General features: G+C 57.2%; 19 protein-coding genes. 9 read left to right on the forward strand and 10 right to left on the reverse strand.

Going from position 1 to position 19094, the window contains the following annotated elements:
- Positions 1-1213 (forward strand): glycosyltransferase (locus ACWISF_RS01065; RefSeq protein ID WP_448379746.1); only part of this gene is annotated, 1213 nt, incomplete at its 5' end.
- A gap of 310 nt (positions 1214-1523) precedes the next feature.
- Positions 1524-2612, forward strand: coding sequence for a quinone-dependent dihydroorotate dehydrogenase (locus ACWISF_RS01070; protein WP_448379747.1), 1089 nt, complete (start codon positions 1524-1526; stop codon positions 2610-2612).
- On the opposite strand, the gene ACWISF_RS01075 is transcribed toward ACWISF_RS01070, so the two are convergent.
- The 4 genes from ACWISF_RS01075 to pyrE all read right to left on the reverse strand — a co-directional run bounded on the left by ACWISF_RS01075 (position 2609) and on the right by pyrE (position 5760).
- Entirely contained in the window at positions 2609-4135 is a 1527-nt protein-coding gene (locus ACWISF_RS01075) for a cyclic nucleotide-binding domain-containing protein (protein ID WP_448379748.1), read from the reverse strand. The two genes, ACWISF_RS01070 and ACWISF_RS01075, sit on opposite strands and share 4 nt — an antisense overlap.
- Positions 4135-4392, reverse strand: a complete 258-nt coding sequence (locus tag ACWISF_RS01080) for a LapA family protein (RefSeq protein WP_448379749.1) — start codon at positions 4390-4392, stop codon at positions 4135-4137. Before ACWISF_RS01080 ends, ACWISF_RS01075 begins: the two co-directional genes overlap by 1 nt.
- A 131-nt stretch (positions 4393-4523) precedes the next feature.
- Positions 4524-5087 (reverse strand): NUDIX hydrolase, encoded by a 564-nt coding sequence (locus ACWISF_RS01085; protein ID WP_448379750.1) that lies wholly within the window; start codon positions 5085-5087, stop codon positions 4524-4526.
- A gap of 91 nt (positions 5088-5178) precedes the next feature.
- Positions 5179-5760 carry an orotate phosphoribosyltransferase gene (gene pyrE / locus ACWISF_RS01090; RefSeq protein ID WP_448379751.1) on the reverse strand — a complete coding sequence of 194 codons (582 nt, stop codon included), beginning with the start codon at positions 5758-5760 and terminating at the stop codon, positions 5179-5181.
- A 104-nt stretch (positions 5761-5864) separates the two neighbouring features.
- Here pyrE and ACWISF_RS01095 point away from each other — a divergent pair, with 104 nt between their 5' ends.
- Together ACWISF_RS01095 and ACWISF_RS01100 are read left to right on the forward strand one after the other, a co-directional pair.
- Positions 5865-6170 (forward strand): hypothetical protein, encoded by a 306-nt coding sequence (locus ACWISF_RS01095; RefSeq protein ID WP_448379752.1) that lies wholly within the window; start codon positions 5865-5867, stop codon positions 6168-6170.
- Between the two features lie 142 nt (positions 6171-6312).
- The gene (locus ACWISF_RS01100; protein ID WP_448379753.1) at positions 6313-8379 is read left to right on the forward strand and encodes a polysaccharide deacetylase family protein; all 2067 of its coding nucleotides are present in this window, start codon (positions 6313-6315) and stop codon (positions 8377-8379) included.
- On the opposite strand, the gene ACWISF_RS01105 is transcribed toward ACWISF_RS01100, so the two are convergent.
- Both ACWISF_RS01105 and panB read right to left on the reverse strand, forming a co-directional pair.
- Entirely contained in the window at positions 8332-8976 is a 645-nt protein-coding gene (locus ACWISF_RS01105; RefSeq protein WP_448379754.1) for a chorismate lyase, read from the reverse strand. The genes ACWISF_RS01100 and ACWISF_RS01105 overlap by 48 nt on opposite strands.
- 63 nt (positions 8977-9039) lie before the next feature.
- The gene (gene panB / locus ACWISF_RS01110; protein ID WP_448379764.1) at positions 9040-9816 is read right to left on the reverse strand and encodes a 3-methyl-2-oxobutanoate hydroxymethyltransferase; all 777 of its coding nucleotides are present in this window, start codon (positions 9814-9816) and stop codon (positions 9040-9042) included.
- 197 nt (positions 9817-10013) lie between these two features.
- On the opposite strand from panB, the gene phoU reads away from it, so the two are divergent.
- Entirely contained in the window at positions 10014-10643 is a 630-nt protein-coding gene (gene phoU, locus ACWISF_RS01115; protein WP_448379755.1) for a phosphate signaling complex protein PhoU, read from the forward strand.
- A 21-nt stretch (positions 10644-10664) separates the two neighbouring features.
- Here phoU and ACWISF_RS01120 read toward each other — a convergent pair whose 3' ends face one another.
- Positions 10665-11153, reverse strand: coding sequence for a hypothetical protein (locus tag ACWISF_RS01120; RefSeq protein ID WP_448379756.1), 489 nt, complete (start codon positions 11151-11153; stop codon positions 10665-10667).
- Positions 11154-11313: 160 nt separating this feature from the next.
- On the opposite strand from ACWISF_RS01120, the gene ACWISF_RS01125 reads away from it, so the two are divergent.
- A complete protein-coding gene (locus ACWISF_RS01125; protein WP_448379757.1) occupies positions 11314-11496 on the forward strand; it encodes a hypothetical protein in 183 nt (60 codons plus the stop codon).
- A gap of 446 nt (positions 11497-11942) precedes the next feature.
- On the opposite strand, the gene ACWISF_RS01130 is transcribed toward ACWISF_RS01125, so the two are convergent.
- The 3 genes from ACWISF_RS01130 to ACWISF_RS01140 all read right to left on the reverse strand — a co-directional run bounded on the left by ACWISF_RS01130 (position 11943) and on the right by ACWISF_RS01140 (position 16038).
- A complete protein-coding gene (locus tag ACWISF_RS01130) occupies positions 11943-12755 on the reverse strand; it encodes a Tab2 family RNA-binding protein (RefSeq protein ID WP_448379758.1) in 813 nt (270 codons plus the stop codon).
- Positions 12756-12760: 5 nt separating this feature from the next.
- A complete protein-coding gene (glgP, locus tag ACWISF_RS01135; RefSeq protein ID WP_448379759.1) occupies positions 12761-14920 on the reverse strand; it encodes an alpha-glucan family phosphorylase in 2160 nt (719 codons plus the stop codon).
- Between the two features lie 65 nt (positions 14921-14985).
- The gene (locus ACWISF_RS01140; RefSeq protein ID WP_448379760.1) at positions 14986-16038 is read right to left on the reverse strand and encodes a Fe(3+) ABC transporter substrate-binding protein; all 1053 of its coding nucleotides are present in this window, start codon (positions 16036-16038) and stop codon (positions 14986-14988) included.
- Between the two features lie 175 nt (positions 16039-16213).
- Here ACWISF_RS01140 and gltX point away from each other — a divergent pair, with 175 nt between their 5' ends.
- The 3 genes from gltX to ACWISF_RS01155 form a co-directional block, all read left to right on the forward strand.
- Complete coding sequence (gltX, locus tag ACWISF_RS01145) at positions 16214-17671, forward strand: glutamate--tRNA ligase (RefSeq protein WP_448379761.1); 1458 nt, start codon at positions 16214-16216, stop codon at positions 17669-17671.
- A 12-nt stretch (positions 17672-17683) separates the two neighbouring features.
- The gene (locus tag ACWISF_RS01150) at positions 17684-18664 is read left to right on the forward strand and encodes a DNA-methyltransferase (protein ID WP_448379762.1); all 981 of its coding nucleotides are present in this window, start codon (positions 17684-17686) and stop codon (positions 18662-18664) included.
- A 7-nt stretch (positions 18665-18671) separates the two neighbouring features.
- Positions 18672-19094, forward strand: a 423-nt coding sequence (locus ACWISF_RS01155; RefSeq protein ID WP_448379763.1) for a BglII/BstYI family type II restriction endonuclease, incomplete at its 3' end; no start/stop codon positions are given.

The raw sequence follows: 19094 nt of genomic DNA on the forward strand, positions 1-19094 counted from the left end.
CAAATTTCTGGCGCCTGCCTTGGTGGCTCAGGGGTATAGGGTGGTGGGGATGACCATGCAAAAAGTGTCTGCTACCAAGTGGCAGGGCGTCCAGGTCGTACCTTATGAAGCAAACCGCAACCCTACCCCTGGCATCCACCCCTGGGTGAGTGACTTGGAGGCGAGGGTAATCCGCGCAGAAGCCTGCTTTCGCGCTGCCTTGCAGTTAAAAGCCCAGGGATTTGTGCCCGATGCGGTTATTGCCCATCCTGGCTGGGGTGTAAGCCTTTTTGTCAAGGAGGTATGGCCGCAGGCAAAGCTGGGTATCTACTGTGAATTTTTTGACCAGAAAGCTACTTTAGACTTTGACCCAGAGTTTGCTAACTACGACATCAGCGAAGCTTGTCTGGTACGGCTAAAAAACCTAAACCACATACTACATTTTGAGGTGGCTGAAGCTGGTATTTCACCCACCCACTGGCAGGCCAGCACGTTTCCTGAACCCTTTCGGTCGAAAATCACCGTAGTTCACGATGGCATTGACACCGAAGCCATTACCCCCAACCCGAACGTTTCGCTGACCCTTTTTACCCAGAGCGGTCAAAAATTCACCCTCACCCGCAAAGATGAGGTGATTACCTTTGTCAACCGCAACCTGGAGCCGTGCCGGGGCTACCACATCTTCATGCGCGCCCTGCCGGAAATCCTCCGCCGTCGCCCTAACGCGCGGGTGTTGATTGTCGGCGGCAGTGGGGTGAGCTACGGCCCGCCCCCCGACCCGCAACGGTATGGGCAGCGCAGTTGGCGGCAGATTTTTTGCGATGAAGTGCGGCCGCAGATTCCCGACCGGGATTGGGCGCGGGTGCATTTTCTGGGCAATGTACCTTACAAGTACTTCATTGCCCTGTTACAACTTTCCACCGTCCATGTCTATCTCACCTACCCGTTTGTGCTGAGTTGGAGTTTGCTGGAGGCCATGAGCGCGGGTTGTGCCATTGTTGCCAGCGATACCCCACCCCTGCACGAAGCCATCCGGCATGGGGAAACGGGGCGGCTGGTCAATTTCTTCGACGTGGGTGGGCTGGCCAATGAGGTTTGCAGCCTTTTGGATGACCCGGCGGAACGACAGCGGTTGGGGGCGAACGCCCGTGCCTTTGTCCGGGCGCATTATGACGTCAAGACGGTGTGCCTACCCAAGCAACTGGCGTGGGTCGAAAGGTTGGCAACATTGTGAACCGAAGAGTAGCGTGCACATTCGTAGAAAACAGGGGGTTTCTGGCGAGAAATATGAAATTTTTTTCTGCTGAATTTTGCCGGGTAAATCCTACCTGAATTCAGCAATAGCCAAGGGAGAATCATAGCTCTGATATGGGAATTTTAACTCCTCTTGAGAATATAGGTTGCAGGGCTAGCACCTCTGTCCTTTAGCTCTGTAGAACTTCCGGTCACAAATTATTTCATTTATATTGCTATAACCCCTAGGCAAAACTGAATTGGAATTGCTATAGTGACGTTGTAGCTGCTGAATTCCCGATTGCTTTGCGATGAACATTTACCCCTGGTTGGTGCGTCCCTGGCTTTTTAGGTTTGACCCAGAATGGCTCCATAACACCCTGATTCAGCAATTGCATCGGTGGCAAGCACACCAGGGACTAAGGCAATTTATTCATCAGCGATGTACTTATAATCACTTAGCATTACATCAACAACTTTGGGGTTGTCATTTTCCCAACCCCTTGGGATTGGCGGCTGGTTTTGATAAGGATGGTTTGGCCTGGGATTGGTGGGCGGATTTTGGATTTGGGTTTGCCGAATTGGGTACGGTTACGCCGCAACCCCAGCCGGGAAATCCCCCACCCCGTTTGTTTCGTTTGTCGCTAGACCAGGCAATTATTAACCGTATGGGTTTTAATAATCAGGGGGTAGCACACCTCAAAAAGCGGTTAGATACGGAATTGGCAAAACGTCGCATTCCCTTGGGGATTAATTTGGGAAAGGGGAAAGATACTCCTTTAGACCAGGCCTGGCGGGATTATGTGTACGGGTTTCGCTGCTTAAAAAACTATGGCGATTACTTCGCAATTAATGTGAGTTCTCCCAATACGGCCAACCTGCGGGAGTTACAGGCAAAGGCACTGTTGGAACCCATTTTAGCGGCGTTACAAACAGAAAATGACGGGGCCAAACCCCTGCTGTTAAAAATTAGCCCGGACTTGGCGGATGAGGCGATTGCGGCGCTTGTGGATTTGGTGATGACCTATCGGTTGGCGGGGGTGATTGCCACAAATACAACCACGAATCGCCCGCGCTTAAAAAGTGCGCAGGCCCAGGAAAAGGGGGGGCTGAGTGGTCGTCCTTTGGCCCGGCGTTCGACGGAGGTCATTCATTTCATTTATCAACAGACGCAGGGGCGATTACCGATTGTGGGGGTGGGGGGAATTTTCAGCGCGGCAGATGCTTGGGAAAAAATTGCGGCGGGGGCCTGTTTGTTACAGATGTACACGGGTTGGGTGTATCAGGGGCCAGGGGTGGTTAAGGCCATTTTGCAGGGTTTGGTGGAACGATTGACGGCACTCAATCTGGGGACGATTAGCGAGGCGGTGGGTTGGGCGCATCGTGGCCGGGCGGTTTAATGGCGCCCTAGGCGTTGGGCCACCAGCCGGGAAAGATTGAGCAAAACTTTGGCCGCGACTTGGGGGTGATGCTGGGTCAGGTGTTCCATCGCGCTGTGATTGAGGATGACGGCTTGGGTGGGACTGAGGGCAATGACATTGGCGGTGCGGCGGGCGCCGGTAATGAAGGCGACTTCCCCGACAATGCGTCCTGGCCCCAACAGGGCAATGGTATCTCCCTGGGGGTTGCGGACTTCGACCAGGCCGCTTTGAATGACATAGACTTCCTGGCCGAGGTCGTGGGCTTGGATCAGGGGTTCGCCGGGTTGGTAGGTGGCATAGGTGCCCGTTTGCAAGACGATGCGGGCGTCTTCGGCGGATAAACCTTCTAAGAAGGGGACAGCACCGGCGGTGGGTTCCCACTGGGCGCTAAGGCAACCCCACAGGGCTTTGAGTAGCCATTCGCCGACGCCGACAGAGTTGAGCTGGGCAGGACAGGGGGTTTGGGTTTGCAGTTCCTGTACCTGGGCTTGCGCTTGCTGAAGTAGGTCGGCCAGGGTGTCGAGTAGCTCCTTTTGCAGGGTATAGATGGCCTGCCAACGGGAGTATTCCTGGCTGCTTTGCTCCCAGGCGCGCTGGTGGGCGGCTAGGGCTTGGCTGAGTTCTTGGGCGGTTTGCTCTTCGCGGACGAGACGGGCTTCTAAAGCTTGCAGGTCGGCCTGTTCCTGTTGCAGGTAGGTTTTTTGCTGGGTGTAGAGGGCTTGGCTGCGCTGCCAGTGGTTTTGGATTTCCGTTTGGAACCAGTCCCAACCGGGGGGCGCTGGATAGCCGGTCTGCTGCAGGAGGTGGGTGAGTTCCTGACAAAGTTGCTGCCACAGGAGTTGGTCGGTTTGGTAGGCCTGTTGCTGGCGGGCCAGGGCGCGCAGGTAAACGTCGGGGGGATGCCGGTTAAGGGTACGGCGTTGGGCAAGGTGGTTTTGCAGTACAGCAGCTTGCTGGACAAGGCGAGACAGCAGGGCCTCAAGCTCGGCAGGGAGGGGTGGGTCGCCCGTTGGGCTAAACCGTTGGGCGAGGATGTACTGCACCAGGTACTGCTGCTGTTGGAGTAGGTCGTTGTAGTCTTGGAGGTGTTGTTCGAGGAATTGGATGAGGGCGCGACGGCGGTTGAGTTCCCCCCGCAGTTGGCCGAGGGTGGTTTGGTGTTGTTGCCAGGCTTGGTGGGTTTGTTCCCATTGGGCGATTTGGGTTTGGTAATGGCGGTGTTGTTCTTCTAGCCAGGGAACGCGGTCCTCCAGTTGTCGCCGTTGTTGCGCTACCAGGGAGGTCTGCACATTCAAGAGGGTTTGGAGTTGGGGAAGGGAGGGAGGGGTCAAGGGCAGACAGGTTTCTCCCACGACCCAGACCAAACTGCCGGGGGTCAGGTGGGGGGGAGCGGGGATCACCTGGGCGGGTACGGCAACCCAACCGTTGGTGTCCGCTTGGGCCAATAGGTGAATCACCAAGCCGCCTTCTCCGGCGGCAACCAGCCCCACGTACCGAGTCATTAACGGGCGGTTTCCTCCACCGGACTGGGCAGGGAAGGTTGCTGACGATATTGGGCAATATCTTTTTCCAGCGCCGCAATTTTCTGGTCCCGCCGCCGCAATTCCCGCCGGGCGATCAACCACCGTTGAAACTGGTTCCAAATGCCGAACAACCAGGCCAAGGTTGCCCCGACCCCCATGGCAATAATCAATTCCACCGCCAGCGGATAGGTGACGCTATAAGAGCCGATCACCAGATGCACCGTGGCCGGTTCCATATTCTGCAAGCTGAAAAAGACCAGTGCCAAACAGAAGGCGAAAATTAAAACAGCGTTAATTTGCACCATAAGCCCGCGCGTGTAGGTTAACGATTATAGGGTATCAGGGTTCCTGCCAGCCCCCGCAGTTTTCAAACTTCCTTAAAATCTCCCATGCCCAAAACCCGGCGCGCCAAAAAGAAACTGGCAATGGTTTTGGCATCTACGCCCTCGCCCCGGTCAATGGCCGCTTGCAATTCTAAAGGCGACAGCAACACCACCGCCATATCCTCGTCCACATCCCGCCGGGGTTGGTGGGCCAAGGGGGCCAAATCCGTCGCCAGGTAGGCATAGATCACCTCATCGGAATAGCCAGGCGCCAGGAAAAATTGCCCCAGGGAGCGCCAGGTATGGGCTTGGTAGCCGGTTTCCTCTTGCAGTTCCCGCTGAATGGTGGTCAAGGGGTCCTCGCCCCCCTCGACCGTCCCCGCCGGAAATTCGAGCAACCGCCCCTGGGCCGCAAACCGATACTGCCGTACCAGCACCAATTGCCCTTCTGGAGTCACCGGTACCGCCAGCGCTCCCCCCGGATGGCGCACACATTCCCATTCCCCTTCCGTGCCGTTGGGCAGGCGCAGACGGTTGATCTCGTAGCGAAATTTACGCCCTTGGACCCACAGGCGTTTTTGCAACAGTTCCGGCGGTTCGTTACGCATCACGAGACGGCCTATTGCCCACCGCAGTGCTGGTTCCCCTTACCATGGCTTCCTCCTGGATGCCTGGATGGTGTTTGCCATTATCGCATGACTAGGGCTGCGGCGCACGGGCAGACTGTTGGTGGTAATGGGCTTGCACTTCCGGCAGGGTAAATAGGGGGGTCAAATGCACGCCCAAGCGTTCCAAATAAGCAGCGCCACCTTGGAGACGGTCTACGAGAGCAAGGCCCTGGGTCACCTGGTACCCCGCCGCCCGCAACACCGTTACCGCCAGGCCCAAGGATTGGCCGGTCGTGACCACATCCTCGACGACAGTAATGGCACTGCCTGGGGGGGGCAACGGCCCTTCGATTTGGCTGCGCGCCCCGTGGCCTTTGGGCGTCTTGCGGATAATCAGACCGCTGACCGGCTGGGCTGTGGGGGCAGAAACCACCGCAATTGCCGTTACGATGGGGTCAGCGCCCAGCGTTAATCCGGCGACCGCCACCGTCTCTGGACGCAGCAACTCGCGGCACAGATGCCCCACCCAGTAGGCCCCTTGGGGATGCAGGGTAACGGTTTTGCAGTTGATGTAGTAGGGACTAGGCAGCCCCGAACTGAGGACAAATTCCCCCTCTTGGTAGGCCAAAGCGGCAAGCAGAGCCAGCAAGTCAGCGCGGTAGCGAGCCGTCATAGGCAACGGTTACAGACCATCCAGCCACAGCAACCAGGTCACCTTGGCATTGTACGCTAGGGCAGAGGAAAATCCTTCGTCATGGTTGCAAGAGGCCGGAACGGATGCTGGTTCTCCATGTCCCCCAAGGGTGTGTGCAGGTGGCTTTTGACCAGACCGCAGCGGCGGCACTGGCCCAACGCTTGCAGACCCTCAAACAAAGCTGGCAACAGCCCATTCCCCGCCCGGAATGGCATTTTGGGCATACAGGGGCGGTCGCTTTGGAGTTGTTTTGCAATCCCAATCTGTGGCCGAGTCCCTTGGTCGCCCAAGTGCTGGTCACAGTGCGTCACCCCCAGGTGCAGGTGAGTACCCAACTCGCTTTGCCCCAGCTTTTGGACGATGTAGCTGCCTACTACACCCCCACCTAAACGCTTTGTCTCTGCCCAATATGGGTATTACTTTGTTTGCTTTACTTGCTTTTAATTTGCTGGTACGGCCTCACCCCTCAAACACCAGCTACACAGCGAGGGGCACGTGTGCGGGTTGCCAAGGGTGAGGAACGAGCGGCGTATGGCAACGCTGTGGTGGGCTAGGTGGCGATGGCCGGGGTTGACCTCCCCAGGGAAGAGGCGACGGCTGCCCCAGGGACAGGGGGAAATCACAGCCCGTCCCCGCCGTTGGGTGTTGCCGTTGAGTCTTGGGTTGCTAGGCAGTGGTTTGGGCGGCGGCTGGTGGTGGCACCATACCCAGGTCGCGCTGTCGGTTGTGCGGCCAGCCAAGGTAAAGCCGGCAGCGGCGCAGGAGTCACCTGTGCCTTGGGTATGGGGTGTCCAACGGGTGATGGACCGGCAATGGTTAGCCCAGCAGTTGCGGGGTTTGCCGCCGGGAACTGCGGTCTATGCCGCCCAGATTGAACCGGGGGTGGGGGGACGGCCAGCCTATCGTTTTTATGAAGCCGGACTGGGGGCGTTTAGCCAGCAGTTTTGGCCCGCTTCGACGGTGAAAATTCTGCCTGCGGTGGCGGCCTTGGAGTGGGTGCACGCCCAGGGGTTTAGCCGCCAGGTGACGGTGGTCTGGCCGCGGCTGCAAGATACGCTCGAACGGATCATTGACCGGGCGATTCGGAAAAGTTCCAATCTGGACTACGACCTGACGGTGCAGTTGGTGGGCCTCGACTGGCTGAACCAACAGTTTCTTTCCCGAGAACGGGGATTTCCCACCACCCAGTTGCAACGGGGGTACAGCGGTATGCTAGATATTCACACCAGCCCAAGGTTGATTCTGCGCCAGGGGCAGCGGCAGCAAGTGATTCCGCCCCGCCGGGCACGGGGGAATGGCACCTGTCCAGCGCAGGGCAATTGCGCCAATTTATTTGAAATGACGGAAGCGATCCGGCGGGTGGTGCTGCATGCGGAGTTGGGGGAGGCAGAACAATTTCGCATCCCGACGGCAACCGCGGCGTGGCTCACCGAGTTGTTGTGCCAGGCAGAACCGTCGTTTTTTGCTGCGGGCGTCAAGGCGGCCTTGGGAGGGACGCCCCGCATCTGCCACAAGCCGGGATGGGTGCTCAGCAGGCACTGTGTGGACAGTGGGGTGATCCTGGCCGGTCGGGAACGCTACCTATTGGCGGTGGCAATGCCGGCCTACCGGGCCGGGGACAATTGTCGCGGGTTGTCCCAGGTGGCCTACCAGGTCTTGCGGGCGCTGCGGACGGCGCCACCTGTGGGGATGCCCCACCAACCCAATCAGGGCGTGCCGGTGCAGGCGCAACTCCTGCCGCGCCAAGGGATGTACGAGGTGGTCGTCCAGGTGCCAGACGCCAGCCGGGTGGTCGTGTGGCTGGACCAGGAATTTTTGGGAGAACAGACGGGGGCGGGGCCGGAATACCGCTGGTTGACCCGCATGCGTAGGGGTGGAGAACGGTTGCTGCGGGTCCAGGCCTGGCAGGGAACCCAGCCGGTGGCCTACTACAGCCGCAAAGTGACCGTGGCGCCACCCATTGCCAGTTGTAGTGACCCACCCACCCCCACCCCAAGCCGGGTGCATTACCGCGGGTCCGGCCATCTGCCGCGGGTGGCGCTGTCGTTTGACGATGGCCCCGATGCCAAGCAAACCCGGCGGATTCTGGACATTCTCCGGCAGGAAGGGGTACCAGCTACGTTTTTTGTCCAAGGGCGGATGGCGCGCCGCAACCCCCAATTGCTCTGGCGCATGCAGGCAGAAACCCATGAAATTGCCAACCACAGCACCAATCACCGCTCCCTGGTCACCCTCAGCCGCGCCGCCGTCCACCAGGAAATTGCCACCACCCAGACGTTGGTGTGCCAACAGGTGGACATCCGTCCGCGGTATTTGCGCCCCCCTTATGGCCATTTCGACCGCACGACCAGAGAGTTGGCGGCCCAACTGGGTTTATCCCTGGTGCTTTGGGATGTAGATACCCGCGACTGGCAACACCGCAACCCGCAACGGATTATCCAGACAGTACAAGACCAGGCCCGCGCCGGTTCGATTATTCTGATGCACGACATCTACAGCAGCACCGCCGATGCCTTACCACAGGTCATTGCCGTTTTGCGGGCTAAGGGTTTAGAGTTCGTGACCGTCAGCGAACTGCTCGGCTCCCCCGCCCCCTGAATCGCCCTCAAAAGACACCGGGACAGGGGGTTGGGATGGCCCCAGATAACGGTTCAACCGGGACGACAACACCTCATAAATCAACGTCAAGGGCCGCCCTTGGTGCCAAAAAAGATAATGCCGTCCCCAAAACGGACCACGACTGGCAAACGCCTGCGCCAATTCCCCACAGTTCCCGTAATACAAACGGCGGATGTCCCGGTACAATTCCAAACGCAACTGCCGCAAACTGGTCCAAATTGGCCAATCCCGGTTTTGTAAATACCGATCCACCAAGGCCGCAGGCCACCAAGACGTGGCATAGACCAGCCGTTCGCCCGTCTCCGTCTGCAACCACACCTGCCGCCGCACCCACGGCCCCTCAATCTGCCGCAGCTCGGCGGGTGCTCCGTCTGTCACCCACCCCACCGGCGACATATCCACCACCTGCACCACCACCGCCCGCCCGGTAATAAACTGCAGATGCCGGGTCAGAGAACCATCGCTCAACAACAGCAACCGCCACCACGGAGACAGCACCCCCACCGGCAGGGCCTCTTCCTCCCCCTCCCACAAACACTGCAACCGCCACCAGGGCGCCACCGAAACCAACGCCATACCCACGCCCGCATCGCCAATATTAAAAAATCTTAACACTTTGGCCCAAGCAGCGACAGGTGGCTAAGGGAATTCCCCTTGCCGCACAGCTTGGGCGTAGGCCGTCACCGCTTGGGTAATGTCCTGACGTAACCGCGCCAAAGGTCGCACAAAAGGGGGAGGCTGTGCGGTCAATCCCAGCAAATCCGCGGTGACCAGAATCTGTCCATCGCAGTCGCCGCCCGCCCCAATCCCCAGCGTGGGAATGGTCAATTTTTGGGTAATGGTTTGCGCCACCGGGTCAGGAATATGCTCCAGCACCAGGGCGAAAATGCCTGCTGCTTCGAGCTTCAGGGCTTGCTCCAAAAGCAGAGCTGCCGCCTGCGGCGTACCTCCCTGTTGCCGGTAGCCCCCCAACTGATGCACCGCCTGGGGCAAAAGACCCAGATGCCCCATCACCGGAATCCCCGCCTGCACCAACCGCGTTACCGTCTGTACCACCTGCGGCGACCCCCCCTCCAATTTCACCGCCTGCACCCCCGTAGCCTTGAGGATGCGCCCGGCATTCTGGAGCGCCTGCGCCGCGCTGATGTGATAGCTCAAAAAGGGCAAATCACAGACCAACAGGGCCTCTTTCACTCCCCGTCGCACCGCCTTGGCATGGTGGATCATTTCCGCCAGCGTCACCGGCAGCGTGGTCTCATACCCCAGCGCCACCATTCCCAGGGAATCGCCCACCAGGATCACATCCACCCCCGCCTGGTCCAAAATTTCCGCCAGCAGATAATCCCAGGCGGTCACCCCCACAATCTTGCGCCCCTGTTGTTTGTACTGCTGCAAGGTGCGTACCGTGCGTCCCATGTCCCCTTGGGAAATGCTGATGGCTCCAGTGTACGTTAGGGAACTTGCTGCTGCAGCCAATCCCCGTCCCCTTAACGCCATCTTTACCCTTAGGAATTACGCTACAACTGAAGGGATAGGAATCCGGTTAACATACGCTTTTTCACACCTTTACTTTGATCCCCTCCCCTGGCAACCCTCCCTCTTTTCGCCGGCAGGTGCGTCACCTGGAACAAAACGTCCTGCGTATGGGCGCTTTGGTGGAACATTCTTTTCGCCTGTCCCACCAGGCCCTGTTTGAGCGCAACCTGGCCGCTGCCGAGGAAATTCCTCTGTTGGACCAGCAAATTGACCGCTTTTACCGGCAGATTGAGGTGGAATGTCTGCGCATGATGACCCCTGCCCCCGTAGAACCCCAGGATATGCGCCTGTTGGGGGCCTGGATGCAGTTGGTGCGGGATTTGGAGCGGATTGGGGACTACGCCGAAGATTTGGGCGAAATTGCCATCCGGCTGTTTCCCTACCCCACCCATGTCTGCCTGACGGATATTCAGGCCATGTCCACCCAAGCGCAGCGGATGTTGGCGACCAGTTTGGTGGCCCTGGCGGATTTGGATGCCACGGTCGGGAAACACATCAAAGAGATGGACGAGGTGGTGGACGCCCTCTACCAGCAGGTGTACCGGCAGTTGGCCCATACGCCGCTGGGCGAGGTGTCCGCCCAACCCCCTGCCCGTCTGGAACCCTACCTCTTGCTGGCGCTGGCCAGTCGCCATTTAGAACGGATGGCCGACCACGCCACCAACATCGGGCAACGGGTGGCCTTTATCATCACCGGCCAGCGTTAACTGCGCCCAGGCTGCAGGAATTTACTGAATCGGGAAACGGCATTCACAGCAGCAGTACTTAAGGTCAAGCTTGGCATTCACCAGCGCCGTGTCATCTTGCACCACAAGCGTCACCTTGTTGTTGGCCACCTCCGCCGGCGAGAGGGTCAGGGTTTTGGTAAAGGTTTGACCGGCTGGACTCGGCGAGGTGTACAAAGAGCCGCTTTGGAACAAAGTGCCGTCATTGTACACGTAATACTTGTCATTCCCGGCATCAGGAGCCGTGTTACTTGTCGCCGGCAAATTGTTGCGATAGGTGAAGGTGAGCGTGCCCCCCATGCGGCAGCCCATGGCACAGGGCGGTTGCCACTGGAAGGTATGGGCAAACACTTTGTCGGGTTGCGCATTGCCCCAGGCGGTGGTTCCATTAGGCCCCTGGAGCGTCGTCCAAATCGTTGCCGGTAACTCCGACGCCAAGGGCGTAGCAGGGCTAGGTGGGGGTGCCGTTAAGCTGACAGACCGCACCACCATCGGTCGAGAACAAGGCGCAACAGGCAATGGTTTGGGTAGCGATGTGGGCGTCACTTGGCGGAAAAGTTCATCCAACTCTCCGGGCCCGGGGCTAGGTTGGGGTTGCGGCCTCGGCTTTTCCTTAGGCTTTTCCTTTAATTCTGGCGCAACCTGCTGCGCGATGGCAGCACTGAAGAAAAAGCCGCCACCTAAGGCAACCGGCAAAGCTAGCCCCAAAGCCAACCAACGCATGCTCATAAGTGAACTTCCTCCTTTACTCTCTGTTTTCCCTGAAAAGGGGGTGTTTGCTGTCGTTTCTGTAGATGGCGTAAGCCGTGGCGATGTTCCCAAACTGCAAAATTGATGGTCAATCTCCCCTAGCGCATACTGTTATCAATACCTAGGAACTGTCTATAAATTAATTCGGTCAAAACCTCATCAATCAAGACAATCAATCAGCGCAAGTTATTGGTTTATCGTCGTTTCCCCAGAAAATGCCACACGTTGCGGCACTGGTCATCACGGTATCCCCTTCTCGGACAGGGTTTACCGGTAAAGGCGCATGTCGCAAACTTGTCGGAAATGACGATATGTCATGCACCGTTCGTCCTGCCCCCCACACCCAGGGGATTCCTACGCAGTCCACCCAGAAACTCGTAAAGGCGCTGTCAAGACGCCCCTAGACGGTTCTCTGAGCCCTGGAGCCCGTTGCATATTACAGTTGCTTAAGGGCTTTTCCGCGTCGCAGTACGGGGCGACCAAACTATCCCAATGTGTTTTGGGCGCTAAGAAGCCCGCTGCACCCGCTGACTATGCCAAGGGCAGGTCTTGCAGCAGCCAAAACCCCGCCAGCCGTTCGGCCTCCGGTTGGGACGCCACGGCTAGAAAATGCACCCCCTGCGCCTGGGCCTGGGCCGTCTGAAATGCCGCCGCTTGGGGCGCTTTGGCGGCAAACACCCACTGGTCTGCAATTCCCGTTGTCAATAGGAGCCGTTCCCCTGCCACCTGCAACGCCCCCAATTCCCAGCCACTTAGCCAGGCAGCCAAGGCCGTCGCCCGGGGCGAATAAATCACCACCCCCGGAATCACCTGCTCCTCCGGCAGCGCCACGTACGGTTCCGGCAGCAACTCCCCAAAGTCTGCCCAGGTCGCCCCCTCGCGGCGAATGTGCCCCCACAGCAGGTCCGCCCAAGCCCAGCGTTGTCCCCGCAACGGCTCTGGTAGGGGTTGGGGGTTTGTTGGCAGTTCTACCGGTGGGGGAGCCGCCAAAGGTTGAAATCCAGGCATCTGGGCGTAAACCGTCCGCCAGCGCTCGCGCAACCAATGAGCCAGGGCCACCACCCGACGGCTGGGTAACACCGTCACCTGTAACCCTGCACAGGCGCGATTGAGCATCGGCAGCATCGGGGCACGAAACGCCCGCAGGTGGGTAATCTGCTGCTGTTGTACCCAAGGAGCCAGCGCCGCCTGCAACCATTGGCTATTGACCTGGTCCGGCGGGCAGGTTTGCGCCCAACGGTTGCGCCCTTGAGGGTCGCACAGCAGCAGTTCCCAGAGCTTTTTCCCCTGGTCATCCACCACCGGGCGGGCGTAAAAATCCACCTCCCAAATGACCCGGGGCATGGGCGTCAACTGCGGTAGGCCAGTTCCGGGCTGGGGGCGTAAACCTGTTGCAGATAATCCTCCAGCATCCGCACCGTATTGAACCGGGGAACATTGGTAGCGATAGACGCCTTCATCCGCTGAATCCAAGCGCGTGGCAACCCTTCAGCATCCCGGTCGTAGTACATGGGAACGATCTCCGTCTCCAGCAGCCGGTACAGGGACTCGCTGTCTTGTTGGTCCTGCAATTCCTGGTTGCTGGTGTGCAAATCCTCCCCAATCGCCCAGCCGTTGACCCCCGCCTGGTAGCCCTCACACCACCAGCCGTCCAACACGCTGAAATTAATGCCCCCGTTGAAACACACCTTTTGCCCACTGGTGCCGGAAGCCTCCAGGGGACGGCGGGGATTGTTCAACCACAGGTCCACCCCCTGCACCAAACAGCGGGCCGTGTGCATATCGTAGTCCTCGATAAACGCCACCCGCGGCTGCAACTCCGGGTCCCGGCACCATTCGATCAGCCGTTGAATGATCCGTTTGCCCTCCTCATCCGCTGGGTGCGCCTTGCCCGCCAAAATCAACTGCACCGGCCGCTCCGGGTGGGTGAGCAACCGCTTGGCCCGTTCCGGGTCCCGAATGATCAAATGCCCCCGTTTGTAGGGACTAAACCGCCGCGCAAACCCAATTGTCAACACCTCCGGGTCCAGCCAATGGGCAATCGCCGCCACCCGCTCCGGCGGTTCACCCCGTTGCTCCCAACTGCGGGCCACACAGGTACGGGTATGGCTGATCAACCGCTGTTTTAGGGCCTGATGCCGTTGCCACAGCTCCCGGTCGGGAATCTGATACACCCGCTCCCACAGCGCCGCATCCGCCACCTGCTTGTCCCACTCCGGATGCACATAAGTACAGAACAATTCCGCCATCAAAGGCGCAGTCCAGGTCTGGGGGTGTACCCCGTTGGTAATCGCCCCAATGGGCACTTGGGCCACCGGTCGGTCGGGATACAAAATGGACCACATCTGCCGGGACACCTCCCCGTGCAACTTGCTGACCCCATTGGCCGTGCGGGTCAAGCGCAACGCCAGCACCGTCATATTAAACGGCTCCCAGGGGTCCCCCAACCGCCGCGCCCCCAAGGCCAAAAACTGCTCCCGCGACAACTGCAACTGCGGCCAATAGCTGGCAAAAAACGAATCCATCAAATCCGGGGAAAAGGCGTCATGCCCCGCCGGCACCGGCGTATGGGTGGTAAACACACACTTTTGCCGCACCTGCGCTTCCACCGCATAAAACGACTGCCCCGTGCGCGCCATTTCCATGCGGGCCACCTCCAGCAGGGCAAACGCCGCATGCCCCTCGTTGAGGTGATACACCCCCGGTGTAATGCCCAAGGTATGCAACAGCCGCACCCCGCCAATACCCAGCAAAATCTCCTGAGCAATGCGGGTTTCCTGGTTCCCCCCGTACAAATGCCCCGTCAGCCAGCGGTCAATCGGGTCATTCTGCAGCAAATCGGAATCCATCAGGTACAAATCCGTCCGTCCCACCTGCACCCGCCAAATCTGCGCCTGCACCTGCCGCCCGCGGATTTCCACCGTCACCGTCAACGGTTGCCCCGTCGGGGTCCGCATCAACACCAAGGGCAAATCCTCAAACCGATGGTCAATGTAATAATCCTCCTGCCAGCCCATGCGGTTGAGCCGCTGCCGGAAATAGCCCTGGCGGTAGAGCAACCCCACCCCCACCAAGGGCACCCCCAAATCCGACGCCGACTTGAGATGATCCCCGGCCAAAATCCCTAACCCCCCCGCATAAAGCGGCAGCGACTCGTGCAGCCCAAACTCCGCACAAAAATAGGCCACCGGACGGTCCGGCCCGATCCCCGGCAGCCCCGTACGCGGCGGCGCTTGCATATACTGGCGAAACCGCACCATCAACCGCTGCACCATCTGCAGATAATCCGGGTCCGTTGCCACCTCATCCAACCGCTCCCGGCTCACCCGCCGCAAAAACAACACCGGATTGTGGTGACATTCCTCCCACAACCGATGGTCAATGGCACTAAACAGGCGCAACTGCTCCCCCGACCAGGTCCACCAATAGTTAAACGCCAACGTTGCCAAATCCTGCAACGCCACCGGCAAACGGCGCTGCAACGTCACCAACGGCTCACACGACTGCATGGCTCACCCACCGACACAAACAATCTAATCAATTGTGCCATTGGTGGGTAAACCACGCCGCTTGGTTAGGCCCAGCCTGCCCGGTCCGTAATTTTCAACGCCAGCGCATTGTTGCGCCCAAACACACTGGCATTGAGCGGGTCTGCCTTAAACGTGCCAAAACTCGCCACCACTGGGTCGAGGGGCACGCCTGCGACCACCGGGTACTCATTGTTCCCCTTGGCCAACGCCTCCTGCGCCTCCCGACTGGCAAGAAATTCCAAAAACCGTTGGGCATTGGCCCGATTGGGCGCCGTTTTCACCATCCCGGCCCCGCTGATATTCACATGCGTCCCCCAGGAATTTTGGTTGGGGAAAATAATGCCGATTTTCTGCGCCGCCTCCCGGTCCTCCGGCTTGGGTGATTTCAGCAACCGCGCCAGGTAGTAGGTATTGCTCACCGCCAAACTACCCACACCGGCTGCTACCGCCCGAATCTGGTCCGTATCCCCCCCTTGCGGTGGCCGAGCCAAATTCTGCACCACCCCTTGCGCCCACTTCTCCGTCCGCGCCTGACCGATATGGCGAATCAAGGCCCCCACCAGGGACTGGTTGTACACATTCCGGGACGACCGAATCAACACCTGCCCCCGCCACTTGGGGTCCGCCAACTCCTCATAGGTGCTGATGTCCCCCGGTTTCACCCGGTCTTTGTGGTACATGATCACCCGCGCCCGCCGGGTAAAACCAAACCAGTGATTCCCCGGTTCCCGCACCGCAGTGGGAATCACCCGGGTCAATAGGGGCGAATTCACCGGCTGAAACAGCCCCGCCTCCTGCGCCCGCCACAGACGCCCCGCATCCACCGTAAACAAAACATCCGCCGGGGAATTGCTCCCCTCGCTGCGCAGCCGCTCGAGCAACTGGTCATCCGGCCCTTCCAACACATTCACCCGAATCCCCGTCGCCTGCGTAAACCGCCGAAACAACTCCCTATCACTGTCGTAATGCCGCGAAGAGTACACATTCACCACATTGGTCTGCGCCCACACCCGCTCTGCGGCCCGCCAATGCCCCAGCGTCACCACCGTCACCAGGGAGCCGCTCCCCCACAAAAGCGAACGCCGTGAAATGCCCATAACTGCCAACAATTTCTAACAAACATCCCTAATTATTCTAGGATTAATGCAACTTAATAGCAACAAGACCAGGGGACTGTCCGTGTAACATTTGGTAACAAGCCGCGGTTTGGGGGAGAGACCGACCCGCTGGGCTAAGATGGGGATCGTCCCTTATCTATCGCAGAGCATCACCGTGACCGTTCGTGTACGGATTGCGCCCAGTCCCACCGGCAATTTACACATTGGCACCGCCCGCACTGCCCTGTTTAACTGGCTGTTTGCCCGGCATCACGGCGGGGAATTCATCCTACGCATCGAAGACACAGACCAGGAGCGTTCGCGACCGGAATTTGCGGAAAACATTCTTGAGGGTTTACGTTGGTTGGGCTTGCACTGGGATATTGGTCCCATTTGGCAGAGCCAGCGGCGTCACCGTTACCAAGAAGTCATTGACCAATTACTGGCGCGAAAACTTGCCTACCGCAGCTATGAAACCGAGGCGGAATTGCAGGCCATGCGGGCGGCCCAGGAAGCCCAAAAACAAGCCCCGCGTTACAACAACCAGCACCGGGATTTAACCCCCGAACAAGAGGCGGAATTTGTGGCCCAGGGGCGGCAGCCGGTGATTCGGTTTCGCATTGACGATGAACGGGAAATTCGCTGGTATGACTTGGTGCGGGGAGAAATGTGTTGGCAAGGCAGCGATTTGGGCGGGGATATGGTGATTGCCCGCGCCGATGGGCAACCCTTGTACAACTTTGCGGTGGTTGTTGACGATATTGATATGCAAATTTCCCATGTGATTCGCGGGGAAGACCACCTGGCCAATACAGCCAAACAAATTTTAATTTATGAGGCTTTGGGCGCTCCCCTACCTTTTTTTGCCCACACCCCCCTAATTCTCAACAGTGAAGGACGTAAACTGTCCAAGCGGGATAGTGTTACAGCTATTTCCGATTTTCGCAAGATGGGTTATCTGGCGCCTGCCCTAGTCAATTACATGGCACTTTTGGGCTGGTCACCGCCAGGCGGCGAAGAACTATTCACACTTGAGGAAGCCATTCCTTTATTTTCTTTAGAACGGGTCAACAAATCCGGCAGCAAATTTGACTGGGACAAACTCAATTGGATTAATAGCCACTACCTGCGCCAATTATCTCCCAGGCAACTGTGCGCGGAATTGATCCCCTACTGGCAAGAGGCCGGTTATGTCTTTGATCCCATTGCGGATCAGCCCTGGCTATGTGCGGTTGCCGAACTGATTGGTCCTAGTTTGGTCACCCTCAAAGACGGGGTGAATTTAGCGCATTTTTATATGAGTGAATTACCCAATTACGACCCGGAAGCCACCGCCCAATTGCGGCAAAGTGAAAGCCAGGCCATTTTAACCGCCCTGCTGCAGCACAGCAGTCCGGGCGATGCCGAAACCGCCAAACAGATCGTGCAAACGGTGGTGCAACAGTGCGGGGTGAAAAAAGGTGTGGTGATGAAAACTTTGCGGGCAGCTTTAATGGGCGCCATGCACGGCCCGGATTTAATCCAATCCTGGCTCATTTTGCACCAGCGTCAGTACGACCGGCCTCGATTAGAAGCAGCGCTGGCGATGGTGCAAGAGCAGCGCGGGGCAGCAGTTGCTCAGCCAGAATCCTGACCTTTGTACCCAATGTTTAACCTACCTTTATTTGCAGGTGCACCCCCTGAAATTGCCAGCCATTATCAACCCGATGCTCAGGTGGTTCTTTATGCGGGAGATGCAGGTGATTTAATCCGGCAAATACCTACGAAAACTATTGCCCTAGTCATTACTTCTCCCCCTTACAATATCGGTAAAATCTATGAAAGTAAAACCTCAATTGATGTTTATTTAGAGTCCCAGGCCAATATCATTCAGGAGCTAAAACGAATTTTGAAAGATGACGGGAGTATTTGTTGGCAAGTTGGAAATTTTGTTCAAGACGGTGAAGTTTATCCACTAGATATTCTCTACTATCCAATTTTCAAGGAACTGGGATTTTATCTGAGGAACCGAATCATTTGGTATTTTGGGCATGGGTTACATGCTTCTAAAAGATTTTCTGGTCGTTATGAAACCATTTTGTGGTTTACCAAAAGCAAAGAGTACAAATTTAATCTTGACCCTGTTAGAGTGCCATCTAAATATCCTGGAAAACGTCATTTTAAGGGAAGCAAAGTCGGTCAACCTTCTGGCAATCCCCTTGGGAAAAATCCATCAGATATTTGGGAGTTGATGGTTAAGGAATGGGATGAGTTATTATGGAACATTCCCAATGTTAAATCAAATCATCCTGAAAAAACAATTCATCCTTGTCAGTATCCCATAGAATTGGTGGAGCGGTGTGTTTTAGCCATGACAGATGTGGGGGATTGGGTATTTGATCCCTATGCAGGGGTGGGTAGTTCCTTGATTGCTGCTCTCATGCATTCGCGCAGGGCCATAGGCAGTGAAAAAGAAGAAAGCTATGTGGAAATCGCTAGAGATAGAATTAAACGCTACTGGGATGGGTCACTGAAGATTCGCCCTTTAGGTAAACCCGTATATCAGCCTAGTGGGAGAGAAAAGGTGGCTCAGGTTCCAGATGAATGGCAAGCCAAGTCTCATATCAAACCTAGAGATACTGAGTAAAAGAAAGATGATCATTGCTGGTATCTATTCTTTTAATAATGGTCGAGAAGTTATCGAAAAAGACTATGCTCAAGAACTGAAAGAGGTTCAGGAAATTATTTGTTCAATTGATAGTGAAGCGTGTAAGACAAAAATTAGCAAAGAGAAAACGATGCCGGGACGGTTACTCTATCAACCATCTAAACTCAATAAGTTATTTAGCAGTGAATTCGCGGCAAGAAGCTGGCAAACACACCGAATTTCCTGCAAGTACTCTCAAAAATACTATACTCCTGAATATCAAAAAAGAAAGACCCAGCCTTCCAAGAACCAAACACCATACAGAGAAATGGATTTTATTAAGAATAAAGTTGGGATTGAAGTTCAGTTTGGCAAGTATGCTTTTATGGTTTATAATGTGTGCGCAAAGATGACTATTTTTAGGAATCTA

This window comes from Gloeomargarita sp. (assembly GCF_053491055.1).